This is a genomic window from Pseudomonas sp. Sample_10 (assembly GCF_004321495.1).
Classification (GTDB): Bacteria; Pseudomonadota; Gammaproteobacteria; order Pseudomonadales; family Pseudomonadaceae; genus Aquipseudomonas.
Map to the genome: position 1 here is coordinate 69,400 of NZ_RCOE01000150.1, position 12,709 is coordinate 82,108.

General features: G+C 60.7%; 14 protein-coding genes. 8 read left to right on the forward strand and 6 right to left on the reverse strand.

The window, feature by feature from the left end:
- Window positions 1–43 precede the first annotated feature (43 nt).
- The 4 genes from D8U18_RS14375 to pilG form a co-directional block, all read right to left on the reverse strand.
- The gene (locus D8U18_RS14375; protein ID WP_236708450.1) at window positions 44–2,077 is read right to left on the reverse strand and encodes a methyl-accepting chemotaxis protein; all 2,034 of its coding nucleotides are present in this window, start codon (window positions 2,075–2,077) and stop codon (window positions 44–46) included.
- 172 nt (window positions 2,078–2,249) lie between these two features.
- Window positions 2,250–2,789, reverse strand: a complete 540-nt coding sequence (locus D8U18_RS14380) for a chemotaxis protein CheW (RefSeq protein ID WP_056853967.1) — start codon at window positions 2,787–2,789, stop codon at window positions 2,250–2,252.
- Between the two features lie 10 nt (window positions 2,790–2,799).
- Window positions 2,800–3,165: a twitching motility response regulator PilH gene (pilH, locus tag D8U18_RS14385; protein ID WP_056853968.1), complete on the reverse strand. Its 366-nt coding sequence runs from the start codon at window positions 3,163–3,165 to the stop codon at window positions 2,800–2,802.
- A gap of 57 nt (window positions 3,166–3,222) precedes the next feature.
- Window positions 3,223–3,627, reverse strand: coding sequence for a twitching motility response regulator PilG (gene pilG, locus D8U18_RS14390; RefSeq protein ID WP_056854372.1), 405 nt, complete (start codon window positions 3,625–3,627; stop codon window positions 3,223–3,225).
- Window positions 3,628–3,973: 346 nt separating this feature from the next.
- Here pilG and gshB point away from each other — a divergent pair, with 346 nt between their 5' ends.
- The 7 genes from gshB (at window position 3,974) to D8U18_RS14425 (ending at window position 9,990) form a co-directional block, all read left to right on the forward strand.
- Window positions 3,974–4,927: a glutathione synthase gene (gene gshB, locus D8U18_RS14395; protein WP_056853969.1), complete on the forward strand. Its 954-nt coding sequence runs from the start codon at window positions 3,974–3,976 to the stop codon at window positions 4,925–4,927.
- Window positions 4,928–4,991: 64 nt separating this feature from the next.
- Window positions 4,992–5,891: an energy transducer TonB gene (locus D8U18_RS14400; protein ID WP_130906039.1), complete on the forward strand. Its 900-nt coding sequence runs from the start codon at window positions 4,992–4,994 to the stop codon at window positions 5,889–5,891.
- Between the two features lie 203 nt (window positions 5,892–6,094).
- Complete coding sequence (locus D8U18_RS14405) at window positions 6,095–6,667, forward strand: YqgE/AlgH family protein (protein ID WP_131107845.1); 573 nt, start codon at window positions 6,095–6,097, stop codon at window positions 6,665–6,667.
- Entirely contained in the window at window positions 6,667–7,104 is a 438-nt protein-coding gene (gene ruvX / locus D8U18_RS14410; RefSeq protein ID WP_056853972.1) for a Holliday junction resolvase RuvX, read from the forward strand. Before D8U18_RS14405 ends, ruvX begins: the two co-directional genes overlap by 1 nt.
- 82 nt (window positions 7,105–7,186) lie before the next feature.
- Window positions 7,187–7,690 carry a bifunctional pyr operon transcriptional regulator/uracil phosphoribosyltransferase PyrR gene (gene pyrR / locus D8U18_RS14415; RefSeq protein WP_056853973.1) on the forward strand — a complete coding sequence of 168 codons (504 nt, stop codon included), beginning with the start codon at window positions 7,187–7,189 and terminating at the stop codon, window positions 7,688–7,690.
- A 27-nt stretch (window positions 7,691–7,717) separates the two neighbouring features.
- Window positions 7,718–8,722, forward strand: coding sequence for an aspartate carbamoyltransferase catalytic subunit (locus tag D8U18_RS14420; protein ID WP_020797380.1), 1,005 nt, complete (start codon window positions 7,718–7,720; stop codon window positions 8,720–8,722).
- Window positions 8,719–9,990, forward strand: a complete 1,272-nt coding sequence (locus tag D8U18_RS14425) for a dihydroorotase (protein ID WP_131107846.1) — start codon at window positions 8,719–8,721, stop codon at window positions 9,988–9,990. Before D8U18_RS14420 ends, D8U18_RS14425 begins: the two co-directional genes overlap by 4 nt.
- 103 nt (window positions 9,991–10,093) lie before the next feature.
- On the opposite strand, the gene D8U18_RS14430 is transcribed toward D8U18_RS14425, so the two are convergent.
- On the reverse strand, window positions 10,094–10,525 hold the full coding sequence (locus tag D8U18_RS14430) for a TM2 domain-containing protein (RefSeq protein ID WP_130906042.1): 432 nt from the start codon (window positions 10,523–10,525) through the stop codon (window positions 10,094–10,096).
- Window positions 10,526–10,774: 249 nt separating this feature from the next.
- On the opposite strand from D8U18_RS14430, the gene D8U18_RS14435 reads away from it, so the two are divergent.
- Entirely contained in the window at window positions 10,775–11,392 is a 618-nt protein-coding gene (locus D8U18_RS14435; RefSeq protein WP_056853976.1) for a C40 family peptidase, read from the forward strand.
- A gap of 262 nt (window positions 11,393–11,654) precedes the next feature.
- Here D8U18_RS14435 and D8U18_RS14440 read toward each other — a convergent pair whose 3' ends face one another.
- Window positions 11,655–12,689, reverse strand: a complete 1,035-nt coding sequence (locus tag D8U18_RS14440) for a type IV pilus twitching motility protein PilT (protein ID WP_056853977.1) — start codon at window positions 12,687–12,689, stop codon at window positions 11,655–11,657.
- Window positions 12,690–12,709: the final 20 nt, after the last annotated feature.

Below are 12,709 nucleotides of genomic sequence, written 5' to 3' on the forward strand. Positions count from 1 at the left end.
CCAGTCCCCACTTCGTTCAAGATGCCTGCACCCGTGGTCCGGTTCAAGCTTTGTCCGCCACCGGCGCCTTGGTGGCGGGCAAGGTGAAACCAGACACCGAACGCCGCAACTGGCTGGCCATTTTCGCCAGGTTGCCGATGCTCTCGGCCGTTGCGGTAGAACCGGACGAGGTCTGCGTGGTGATCTGCTGGATCACGTTCATCGTCAGGGAAATCTGACCGGCAGACGACGTCTGTTGTTGTGCCGCGTTGGAAATGCTCTGGATCAGTGCCGCGAGGGTTTTCGACACCCCTTCGATTTCTTCCAGGGCCACACCGGCATCCTGCGCCAGGCGGGCACCACGCACCACTTCGGTGGTGGTCTGTTCCATGGAAATCACCGCTTCGTTGGTGTCGGTCTGAATCGCCCGCACCAGGGTTTCAATCTGTCGCGTGGCCGCCGATGAGCGTTCGGCCAGGCGTTGCACCTCGTCCGCGACCACCGCGAAACCGCGTCCGGCATCGCCGGCCATGGACGCCTGGATCGCCGCGTTGAGGGCGAGGATGTTGGTCTGGTCGGCAATATCGTCGATCAGGCTGACGATATCGCCGATTTCCTGGGACGACTCACCCAGGCGCTTGATCCGCTTGGCGGTGTCCTGGATCTGTTCACGGATATTGTCCATGCCGTGGATGGTGTTGTGCACCACTTCGTTGCCCTTGTTGGCGATTTCCACCGAACGCTCGGCCACCGCCGAGGATTCAGCGGCGTTGGCCGACACCTGATCGATGGACTGGGCCATGTCATTGATCGCGGTGGAGGCTTCGGAAATCTGCTGAGCCTGATGCTCGGAAGCCTGTGCCAGGTGCATGGCGGTGGCCTGGGTTTCCTGCACGGCGGCGGCGACTTGCCCGGCGGTCAGGTTGATGGTTGCCACCAGATCACGCAGCTGGTCCACGGAGTAGTTGATCGAGTCGGCGATGGTGCCGGTGAAGTCTTCGGTCACCGACGCGGTCACGGTCAGATCGCCGTCGGCCAGGTCCTCGATCTCGTCGAGCAATCGCATGATCGCGTTCTGGTTGCGTTCGTTTTTCTCGGCGGTTTCCCGCAGTTGGCGATTGGTTTCGCGCACCATCACCAGGCCGATGAGGATGATCGACATCAGCGCCGCCAGGCCCAGCACATAGCCGCCGATGGTGTCGGTATCGCGCCCGCCGGCGAGGTTTTCGAACCCGCTGGCCAGGTGCGAGGCTTCATCGAGCAGGGTTTGCGACAGGCTGAAAATGTTGGTGGCCGATTCGCGAACCTTGAACAGTTCAGGCGAGGTTTCGAGGATTTCATCGACGGAGCCGGAAACGAACTCGAACAGCTCGGCAATCTCGATCAGCCGCGCACGCGCATCTCGGTCCTCGACCTGGCTGACTTTCAGCGCCGGATTGCCTTGGAGCATGCCATTGAGCACCTGGCCGAAACGTGCGGCATCGCGACCGAAGGCGTCGGCCGCCTGCTGCGAATTTTCATCCCCCGACAGCACCGTGTTGACGGCGCCCAGGATGCGCTCGGCCAGCAACGATTGGCGTTGAGCCATCGCCACCTGTGCGGCGGGCGCTCCGCGTTGCAGGAGGGTTTCCACCACTTTTTCGTACTCGACCTGCAACTGCGGGACGGTTTCAGCCAGGGTCGCGGCAACTTGATGCAGCGATAGCACGGTCTGTTCGCTGGAAAGAATGGCGTCGGTGTTTTTCAGCAGGCGTTCCCAGTCCAGTTGCACGGCGCGCATTTCCGGGCGCACGGCGGCCGGTGCGGGAGGCAGGCCGGTGGACGGGTCGCCTTTTTTCAGATAGCTCCAGCGCTGGGCAAAATCGTTGCGCGCATCGCTGAGCAACTTGAACGCCGCGGCCTTGCCGGCGGCGGCTTCGGTGGCGTTCTTGGCAATGCGCTGGGATAACACGCGCAGCTCGCCGGCATGGCCGATGTACTGCTTGTCGTACGTGGCCTGGGTGTTGAGGTACGCGAAGTTGGCGAACAACAGCATGATGAAGATGATCAGCGCGATGAACAGCACGATGATCTGCGACCGACTGCGCGACCCTTCCATTGGCTTGCCTGTTTTTGCTTTTGTCATCGGTCTTCGCCTGTACTGCCCAATTCACTTCAAACCCGACACCGTCCCTGTGGGAGCTGGCTTGCCAGCGATGGCATCACCTCGGTTCAAGATGAGACCGAGTTGCCTGCATCGCGGGCAAGCCCGCTCCCACAAAGGGCCGCGTTCACACCGCGATGTTCATGAAACCCTGCGAGCGCGCCAGCGCAAACGGGCTGAACACCCGCCAGGTCTGCTCGCCCTCAAAGCAGCCTTCGACAAACGCCGCCATCGGGCCGGAAACCGCATCGCCCGCGACAGCCTCAAGACTGCCGTGGGCGAAGTGCTGAAGGCCGAACACTTCGTCGACCATCAGCCCGGCGAACACGTCTTCATGCTCCACCACCAGCACCCGCCGCTGCCGACGCGCCACCGAGAGCTCGTGTCCAAAAAAGGCACACAGATCCATGATCGGCAGCAGGCGTCCACGCAGATTGGCAACGCCCTTGACCCAAGGCTTGACCCCCGGCACCTGAGTGAAACGCGGCTCGTGCAATACTTCACTGACCTCGCCCATCGGCGCGACGTACCAGCATTCACCGAGGCGAAAACCGATGCCGCTCCAGCTGTTCTGGTGGGTCGGCTGGGACGGCAAATCCGCCGCCAGCAAGCGACAGCGCTGGTCGATCTGCAGCAGCAGTTCAAAAGCCGTCAGCGACTCGGTCATGGCCGGACGATCAACCGGCCAGCACGTTGTTCAGGGTTTTGAGCAGGGTTTCCTCATCAACCGGTTTGGTCAGGTAATCCTTGGCCCCTTGGCGCGTGCCCCAGACCTTGTCGGTTTCCTGATCCTTGGTGGTGATGATGATCACCGGGATGTGCCCGGTTTCCGGATCCTTGGTCAACTGTCGGGTAGCCTGAAAACCGTTGAGGCCGGGCATGACGATGTCCATCAGCACTGCGTCGGGTTTTTCCTGGCGGGCCAGGGCCACACCGTCGGCGCCATTCTCGGCTTTTAATACCTCATGGCCGTGCTTTTCCAGCATGCCGGTCAATTTGTACATTTCAGTCGGCGAATCATCGACGATCAGAATACGTGCCATGGTCTTCCCCATTCTTGTCGACGCAAGGCCCGTTGGCCGAGCGTCACTGTAGGTGTCTTACTGCGGCAAAACGGCGGCGAAGCCCGGAACATGGGCCTGGATCGCGTTCAGCAGTTCTTCCTTGCTGAAAGGCTTGGTCAAAAACTGGTCGGAGCCGACGATGCGGCCCTTGGCCTTGTCGAACAGCCCGTCCTTGGACGACAGCATAATCACTGGCGTGGACTTGAATGCACTGTTGTTCTTGATTAAAGCGCAGGTCTGATAACCATCCAGACGCGGCATCATGATGTCGACAAAGATGATGCCGGGATGATTGTCGGCGATCTTGGCCAGGGCATCGAAACCGTCGATGGCCGTGATGACCTCACAACCCACGTTCTTGAGCAGCGTTTCGGCGGTACGGCGAATCGTCTTCGAATCGTCGATCACCATGACCTTCAAGGCGCTGGGGTGCTGTTCCATAAATGCTCTACCGTCGCCTTTGTGAATCAATATGTCCGTTTGCCGGTTAACGGCGGCCCGAAACCCTTGATACTCAAGGGCCAGCATCACTAGGCAGTCTTTTTAGCACAGTCTCCAGCACCAATCTATCGGCCGACCGGTGCGGTGGTTTTTCCTTGACCGGGAACCTACTCAGCGCCACTCTGACGCCACTTTTATTGGCTGGTTTTCTGTAGGAGCAAGCCCTCGCGATGGTCGTCAACGATAACACTGGCTGCCGACACCCCGAGGCGCTCTCAGGTTTATCGCGAGCAGGCTCGCTCCTACAGGGGATCGGCACCGGCCCCCAAATTTCGAGGAAAAACCCATGAGCGTTCGCGTCGGGATTGTCATGGACCCAATTGCCAGCATCTCCTATAAAAAGGACAGCTCGCTGGCCATGCTGCTGGCCGCGCAGAAGCGTGGCTGGGAACTGTTCTATATGGAACAGCGTGACCTGTACCAGGCCGAAGGCCAGGCACGGGCGCGGATGCGTCCGTTGCAAGTGTTCGCCAACCCGGAAAAATGGTTCGAGCTGGGCGCTGAAAGCGATGCGCTGCTCAGCGACCTGGATGTGATCCTGATGCGCAAGGATCCGCCATTCGACATGGAGTTTGTTTACTCCACGTATCTGCTGGAGCAGGCCGAAAGCGCCGGCGTGCTGGTGGTCAACAAGCCGCAGAGCCTGCGCGACTGCAACGAAAAGCTGTTCGCCACGCTGTTCCCGCAGTGCACGCCGCCGACCATCGTCAGCCGTCGCCCGGACGTGCTGCGCGAATTCGCCGACCATCACGGTGACGTGATCCTCAAGCCGCTGGATGGCATGGGCGGCTCCTCGATCTTCCGCCACACTGCGGGCCACCCGAACCTGTCGGTGATCCTCGAGACCCTGACCCTGCACGGCCAGCAACAGATCATGATCCAGGGTTACCTGCCGGCCATCGTCGATGGCGACAAGCGCATCCTGATGATCGACGGCGAGCCGGTGGATTACTGCCTGGCGCGCATTCCCGCCGCTGGCGAAACCCGTGGCAACCTCGCTGCCGGTGGCCGCGGCGAAGCGCGTCCGCTGACCGAGAAGGATCGCTGGATTGCTGCGCAAGTCGGCCCGACCCTGCGCGAAAAAGGCCTGCTGTTCGTCGGCCTCGACGTGATCGGTGAGCATCTGACGGAAATCAACGTCACCAGCCCGACCTGCATTCGCGAGATCGACAATGCCTTCGGGACCGACATTGGCGGCATGCTGATGGATGCCATCGATCAGAAGCTCAAGGCACGTTGATTAGCCAAACCAACATTGCGTTATCATGCGCGGCCTGTGAAAACGCGATGTTGGTTTCCTTGTCATGACCCTCCCGTCCGATCTGCCAGCTGAACTCGCCCACCGTGGCGTGCGCCCGGCCGATCGCCTCGGTTTTACCCTGTTCCTGGCGGCATTGATTCACCTGGCCTTGCTGCTCGGCGTCGGGTTCGCCGTGGTCGAACCCAAGCAGATCAGCAAAACCCTGGAAATCACCCTCGCTACCTTCAAAAGCGAAAAGAAACCTGAAAAGGCCGATTTTCTTGCTCAGGAGAATCAGCAGGGCAGCGGCACCCTGGATAAAAAAGCGGTCCCGAAGACCACTGAAATCGCACCGTTCCAGGACAACAAGGTGCAGAAAGTCACGCCACCGCCAGCGGCCAAGCCTGAACAGCAGGAAGCACCGCCCAAGGCTGCCGTGACCACGGTCGCGCCGAAGCCGAAGAAAGCCGCCAGCAAAACCGAAGAACCCAAGCCCGTCACCAAACCTGCGGTGGCCGCGCCAACATTCGACACCGAACAGCTGTCCAGCGATATCGCCAGCCTGGAAGCCGAACTGGCCAACGAGCAACAGCTTTACGCCAAACGCCCGCGCATCCACCGCCTGAGTGCCGCTTCGACCATGCGCGACAAGGGCGCCTGGTACAAAGATGAATGGCGCAAGAAGGTCGAGCGCATCGGCAACCTCAACTATCCCGACGAAGCCCGGCGCAAGCAGATTTATGGCAATTTGCGGCTGATGGTGTCGATCAACCGCGATGGTTCGCTGTATGAGGTACTGGTGCTCGAATCTTCCGGCCAGCCGCTGCTCGACCAGGCAGCCCAGCGCATTGTGCGGCTGGCGGCGCCGTTTGCACCGTTTACCGGGGATCTTTCGGACGTCGACCGACTGGAAATCATCCGCACCTGGAAGTTTGCGCGCGGCGATCGGCTCTCCAGCAATTGATGTACGCCCCACCCCCTGTAGGAGCGAGTCTGCTCGCGATGAACCTGAGAGCACCACGGAGTGTCATGGGCCCAGCGTTATCGTTGACGAACATCGCGAGCAAGCTCACTCCCACAGAAATGTGAGTCGTCAGCGGGAATTTGCGGCATTTCCTACGCATCCTCAGCTTGTCAGTTCGCCCCTCCAACGCCACACTAGCGCTCATGAAAAACGTCAGCCCCAGCTACCTCAAGCATCACTTCCTGATCGCCATGCCACACATGGCCGACCCGAACTTTGCGCACACCTTGACCTACATCGTCGAGCACACGGCCAATGGTGCCATGGGGCTGGTGGTCAACCGTCCGCAAGACCTGAACCTGGCCGATATTCTCGAGCAATTGCGTCCCGATATAGAACCGCCGGTCCTCTGCCAGCATGTGCCGATCTTCATTGGCGGCCCGGTGCAGACCGATCGCGGCTTTGTCCTGCATCCTTCGGGCAAAACCTTTCAGGCGACCGTTGATCTGGAAGGCGAGCTGTCCCTGTCGACCTCTCAGGATGTGCTGTTTGCCATTGCCGATGGCGTCGGCCCGGCAAAAAGCCTGATCGCCCTCGGTTATGCCGGCTGGGAAGCCGGGCAATTGGAGGCCGAACTGGCACAAAACGCCTGGCTGACCTGCCCGTTCGACGCCGACATCCTCTTCAACACCAGCAGCGAACTGCGTCTGGAGGCAGCGGCCAAGCATTTGGGCGTCAACCTCAGCCTGCTGACCAGCCAGGCGGGGCACGCCTGATGGCCCTGCGGCTGATTCTCGGTTTTGACTACGGCACCAAACAGATCGGCGTCGCGGTCGGCCAGGTGATTACCGGCCAGGCCCGCGAGCTGTGCACCTTGAAAGCACAAAACGGCATCCCCGACTGGGACCAGGTTGAAGCGCTCATCAAAGAGTGGAAGCCGGACGCCGTGGTGGTCGGCCTGCCGCTGAACATGGACGGCACGCCGAGCGAGATGTGCCTGCGAGCCGAGAAGTTCGCCCGCCGCCTCAACGGCCGCTTCAACCTGCCCTTCTATACCCACGATGAGCGCCTGACTACCTTCGAAGCCAAAGGTGAGCGACGTGATCGCGGCGGACAAAAGGGCAGTTACCGCGACAACCCGGTCGACGCCATCGCCGCGGCCCTGCTGCTGCAAGGCTGGCTCGACGAAAACACTGCACTGTTCGAATCCTGACGAGTCGCTAACCCGCCTCTCTTAGCTACAACCCGAGCCTGCCGTACAAGCAGCACCGGCTCGGGTCCAAGAAGGAGCAACCATGAGCCTGCCCAATCCTGCCGAACTGATCAGCCAGATGGCCACGCGCCTGAAGGCCCACCTGGAACACCGTGGTATCAGCGAACCGCGTTACATCGGCATTCGTACCGGCGGTGTCTGGGTCGCCCAGGCCCTGCTCAAGGAGCTGGGCAGCGAGGAGCCACTCGGCACCCTGGACGTTTCCTTCTACCGCGACGATTTCAGCCAGAACGGCCTGCACCCGCAAGTACGCCCCTCAGCCCTGCCGTTCGAAATCGAAGGCCAGCACCTGGTGTTGATCGATGATGTTCTGATGAGCGGGCGCACCATCCGCGCCGCGATGAACGAACTGTTCGACTACGGTCGCCCAGCCAGCGTGACGCTGGTGTGCCTGCTGGACCTGGACGCCGGCGAGTTGCCGATTCGCCCGAACGTGGTCGGCGCGACGCTGTCGCTGGCCGCCCACGAGCGCGTCAAGCTGTCCGGCCCGGAGCTTGCGCTCGAACTGCAAGACCTCGCCCTTTAATTCGCCCTATTGAGAGTCCCCCTCGCGATGACGCCTCTAGACACCAAGCGCCCGCTGCAGCTCAATGATCAGGGCCAGCTGCGCCACTTCCTCTCGCTCGACGGCCTGCGCCGTGAGTTGCTGACGGAAATCCTCGACACTGCCGACTCGTTCCTTGAAGTCGGCGCCCGGGCGGTGAAGAAAGTCCCGTTGCTGCGCGGCAAGACCGTGTGCAACGTGTTCTTCGAGAACTCGACCCGCACCCGCACCACCTTCGAACTGGCGGCCCAGCGGTTGTCGGCTGACGTGATCACCCTCAACGTATCGACATCGTCGGCGAGCAAGGGCGAAACCCTGCTCGACACCCTGCGCAACCTCGAAGCCATGGCTGCCGACATGTTCGTCGTGCGTCACGGTGACTCCGGCGCCGCGCACTTCATCGCCGAACATGTCTGCCCGCAAGTGGCGATCATCAACGGCGGCGACGGCCGTCACGCGCACCCGACCCAGGGCATGCTCGACATGCTGACCATCCGCCGGCACAAGGGCGGCTTCGAAAACCTTTCGGTGGCCATCGTCGGCGACATCCTGCACTCGCGGGTAGCGCGCTCGAACATGCTGGCCCTGAAAACCCTTGGCTGCCCGGACATCCGCGTGATCGCGCCGAAAACCCTGCTGCCGATCGGTATCGAGCAATACGGCGTGAAGGTTTACACCGACATGACCGAAGGCCTGAAGGATGTCGACGTGGTGATCATGCTGCGCCTACAGCGCGAGCGCATGACCGGAGGCCTGCTGCCGAGCGAAGGCGAGTTCTACCGCCTGTTCGGCCTGACCACAGCGCGCCTGGCCGGCGCCAAACCCGATGCCATCGTCATGCACCCGGGGCCGATCAACCGTGGCGTGGAAATCGAGTCAGCGGTGGCCGATGGCCCGCACTCGGTGATCCTCAACCAGGTGACCTACGGCATCGCGATTCGTATGGCTGTGCTGTCCATGGCCATGAGCGGACAAACAGCGCAGCGCCAATTCGAGCAGGAGAACGTTCAGTGAAGCTCAGCATTCTCGGCGCACGCGTCATCGATCCCGCCAGCGGCCTGGATCAAGTTACCGATATTCACATTGAAGCCTGCAAGATCGTTGCCCTTGGCGCCGCACCGGCCGGTTTTGTCGCGGTCGACACCATCGATGCCAAAGGTCTGGTGGCCGCCCCGGGTCTGGTCGACCTCAACGTCGCCCTGCGTGAGCCGGGCTACAGCCGCAAAGGCTCGATTATCAGCGAAACCCGTGCCGCAGCGGCCGGGGGTGTCACCAGCCTGTGCTGCCCACCGAAAACCAAACCGGTGCTGGACACCTCGGCCGTGGCCGAACTGATCCTCGACCGCGCCCGCGAAGCCGGCAACACCAAAGTCTTCCCGATCGGCGCCCTGAGCAAAGGTCTGGACGGCGAACAGCTGGCGGAACTGGTCGCCTTGCGCGATGCCGGTTGCGTGGCCTTCGGCAACGGTCTGGAGAGTTTCCGCAATACCCGCACCCTGTGCCGGGCGCTGGAATATGCAGCAACCTTCGACCTGACAGTGATTTTCAACTCCCAGGATCACGACCTGGCCGAAGGCGGCCTGGCCCATGAAGGCCCGACGGCCAGTTTCCTCGGCCTGCCGGGCATTCCGGAAACCGCTGAGACCGTGGCCCTGGCCCGCGACCTGTTGCTGGTCGAACAAAGCGGTGTGCGCGCGCACTTCAGCCAGTTGACCAGCGCTCGCGGCGTGGCCCTGATCGCCCAGGCCCAGGCCCGGGGTTTGAAGGTCACCGCCGATGTCGCGCTGTATCAACTGATCCTGACCGATGAAGCGCTGATCGATTTCAGCAGCCTGTATCACGTCCAGCCTCCGCTACGCACCCGCGCCGACCGCGATGGTCTGCGTGAAGCAGTGAAATCCGGAGTGATCTCAGTCATTTCCAGCCATCACCAACCCCACGAACGGGACGCCAAACTGGCGCCGTTCGGCGCGACCGAGCCGGGCATCAGCAGTGTTGAACTGCTATTGCCATTGGCAATGACGCTGGTGGAAGACGGTTTGCTGGACCTGTCGACGTTGTTGGCGCGATTGAGCACCGGACCTGCCGAGGCGCTGCGCCTGCCGGCGGGCAAACTGGCGGTAGGTGGCCCGGCGGACATCGTGCTGTTCGACCCTGCGGCCTCGACCGTGGCCGGTGAGACATGGCTGTCCAAAGGCGAAAACTGCCCGTTCATTGGGCACAGCCTGCCGGGTGTTGTGCGTTACACCCTGGTGGACGGGCGAATCAGTCACCAGGCTTGAGACCGCGTCGCTTGCATTCGCGGGCAAGCCCCACACAGTACGAGGAGTTCACAGAATTTGTGAACTCCTCAGAACCTGCGGGAGCGGGCTTGCCCGCGATGGCTTATTGGAAGGCGCTGCGCTTCTGCGCGTTACGCACCGAAACCTGATCATTCAGCGTCCAGAAGTCATACAACACTCCCAGGAAAAACAACCCGCCGGTCAGCAGGTACAGCAATCCGCTGATCCACTTCCCCTGATACATCCGGTGCACACCGAACACCCCCAGAAACGTCAACAGAATCCACGCGACGTTGTATTCGATTGGCCCAGCGGTAAAACGCAGGTCTGCCTCACGATCCATGGCCGGGATCAGGAACAGGTCGATCAACCAGCCAATGCCCAGCAAACCCAAGGTGAAGAACCAGATCGTCCCGGTCACCGGCTTGCCGTAATAAAACCGGTGGGCGCCGGTGAAACCGAAAATCCACAGCAGATAACCAATCACTTTGCTGTGGGTGTCTTGATGCGGAACAGGCGGTTGATAGGTGTTCATGGATGACCTCGATTAACACGATAGATAAATATTCTTGAATTCTTTGTGACTTTTTTACGGGCACCCGACATACGGCAAATGGTACCTTCGCTCCCGTCAAAGCCTTATAACACCGGACTTCTGTCGGACAATTGCGTCCAATTGCCGCTTTTTTAGTTCCGTTGGACGCGAATTGAATCGACCAACGGCCTCGGAAGGGCAAAAAAAGCTGTTATAAAGTTGCGCGTTCACCTATTCGAGCCTTGCCTAATGCGTTCATTTTTCAAGACATGGCTAACCATTTGCCTTTTGATGCCACTGGCCGCCCACGCCACCAATCGTGAGCAACGTCTTCCAAACGTTAATGGTTACACCCCAAAATCCCACGCTTCTGCTCCTTCGAGCAAAAGCAAGAAAGCGCTCAGAACGGCTCCAGAGCTGACCAGCAAAAGCAGCCTGGTGCCACCGATGGCAACCAAGGAAAGCAGCAACGTGCTCAGCCGTGCGGTCAACGTCCTCGGTACGCCGTACCGTTGGGGCGGCAGCAGCCCGAGCAAAGGCTTCGACTGCAGCGGCCTGGTAAAGTACGCGTTCAACGACGCCACGTTTGACCTGCCTCGTACTTCCAATGCCATGGCCAGCGGTCATGGCGAGAAAGTCGATCGCAAGGACCTCAAGCCGGGCGATCTGATTTTCTTCAACATCAAGAGCCGTCGAGTCAATCACGTTGCCATCTACCTGGGCAACGACCGCTTCATCCACGCGCCGCGCCGTGGCAAGTCGGTGACCATCGACACCTTGAAGAAACCGTACTGGGAAAGCCACTACGTGGTTGCCAAGCGGGTTCTTCCGAAAGAACAGAATCAGTTGCGGGTTGTTCAACGCTGATTGGACGGCGAGCACTTGTGGCGAGGGAGCTTGCTCCCGCTGGAGAGCGCAGCGCTCCCGCTTTTTGGGGCTGCTTCGCAACCCAGCGGGAGCAAGCTCCCTCGCCACGGTTGCATTAGGATCGTTCCCACGCTCTGCGTGGGAATGCAGCCCAGGACGCTCTGCGTCCCAAGAGCCGAACGCGGAGCGTCCGTTGAGGCGTTCCCACGCAGAGCGTGGGAACGATCATCCAAGCTCCCTCGCCACGGTTGCATTTCAATTCTCAAAAACCATCCGGCGACCGCGCCTTCTCCCGTGCATGCTCGCGACTGACCAACCCCTTGGTCACCAAATCCTTCAAGCCCATATCCAGCGTCTGCATCCCCAGCGACCCGCCCGACTGGATCGATGAGTACATCTGCGCCACCTTGTCTTCGCGGATCAAGTTACGGATCGCCGACGTCCCCAGCATGATCTCATGGGCCGCCATGCGCCCACCGCCGATTTTCTTCACCAGTGTCTGCGACACCACCGCCAGCAATGATTCGGAGAGCATTGAGCGCACCATGGATTTTTCATCACCCGGAAACACATCGACAATCCGGTCGATGGTTTTTGCCGCCGACGTGGTATGCAGCGTGCCGAACACCAGGTGACCCGTTTCCGCAGCGGTCAGCGCCAGGCGAATGGTTTCCAGGTCGCGCATCTCGCCCACCAGGATCACGTCCGGGTCCTCGCGCAGGGCCGAACGCAGCGCCGTGGCGAAACTGCGGGTATCGCGGTGGACTTCACGTTGATTGATCAGGCATTTGCGCGATTCGTGGACAAACTCGATCGGGTCTTCGATGGTAAGGATGTGATGGTGGCGATGGTTGTTCAGGTAATCGATCATCGCCGCCAGCGTGGTGGACTTGCCGGAGCCGGTCGGGCCGGTCACCAGCACCAGGCCACGAGGTGCGTCGGTCATCTTGCGAAACACGTCGCCCATGCCCAGCTCGTCCATGCTCAGGACCCTGGACGGAATCGTGCGGAACACTGCGCCGGCACCGCGACTGTGGTTGAACGCGTTGACCCGAAAGCGGGCGACGCCGGGCACTTCAAAGGAAAAGTCGGTTTCCAGGTGTTTTTCGAAATCCACCCGTTGGGTATCGTTCATGATGTCGTAGATCAACGCCTGCACTTGCTTGTGATCCAGTGCCGGCAGATTGATCCGTCGTACATCGCCATCAACCCGAATCATCGGCGGCAGGCCCGCTGACAGGTGCAGGTCGGATGCGCCCTGTTTGGCGCTGAAGGCGAGCAGTTCAGTGATATCCATAGCGTCTCTCAATTCCAGTA

What these genes read in the sequence shown, in the direction of transcription:
- D8U18_RS14375 (WP_236708450.1), bottom strand. Translation starts at nt 2,077, where the DNA reads ATGGAAGGGTCGCGCAGTCGGTCGCAGATCATCGTGCTGTTCATCGCG.
- D8U18_RS14380 (WP_056853967.1), bottom strand. Translation starts at nt 2,789, where the DNA reads ATGACCGAGTCGCTGACGGCTTTTGAACTGCTGCTGCAGATCGACCAG.
- pilH (WP_056853968.1), bottom strand. Translation starts at nt 3,165, where the DNA reads ATGGCACGTATTCTGATCGTCGATGATTCGCCGACTGAAATGTACAAA.
- pilG (WP_056854372.1), bottom strand. Translation starts at nt 3,627, where the DNA reads ATGGAACAGCACCCCAGCGCCTTGAAGGTCATGGTGATCGACGATTCG.
- gshB (WP_056853969.1), top strand. Translation starts at nt 3,974, where the DNA reads ATGAGCGTTCGCGTCGGGATTGTCATGGACCCAATTGCCAGCATCTCC.
- D8U18_RS14400 (WP_130906039.1), top strand. Translation starts at nt 4,992, where the DNA reads ATGACCCTCCCGTCCGATCTGCCAGCTGAACTCGCCCACCGTGGCGTG.
- D8U18_RS14405 (WP_131107845.1), top strand. Translation starts at nt 6,095, where the DNA reads ATGAAAAACGTCAGCCCCAGCTACCTCAAGCATCACTTCCTGATCGCC.
- ruvX (WP_056853972.1), top strand. Translation starts at nt 6,667, where the DNA reads ATGGCCCTGCGGCTGATTCTCGGTTTTGACTACGGCACCAAACAGATC.
- pyrR (WP_056853973.1), top strand. Translation starts at nt 7,187, where the DNA reads ATGAGCCTGCCCAATCCTGCCGAACTGATCAGCCAGATGGCCACGCGC.
- D8U18_RS14420 (WP_020797380.1), top strand. Translation starts at nt 7,718, where the DNA reads ATGACGCCTCTAGACACCAAGCGCCCGCTGCAGCTCAATGATCAGGGC.
- D8U18_RS14430 (WP_130906042.1), bottom strand. Translation starts at nt 10,525, where the DNA reads ATGAACACCTATCAACCGCCTGTTCCGCATCAAGACACCCACAGCAAA.
- D8U18_RS14435 (WP_056853976.1), top strand. Translation starts at nt 10,775, where the DNA reads ATGCGTTCATTTTTCAAGACATGGCTAACCATTTGCCTTTTGATGCCA.
- D8U18_RS14440 (WP_056853977.1), bottom strand. Translation starts at nt 12,689, where the DNA reads ATGGATATCACTGAACTGCTCGCCTTCAGCGCCAAACAGGGCGCATCC.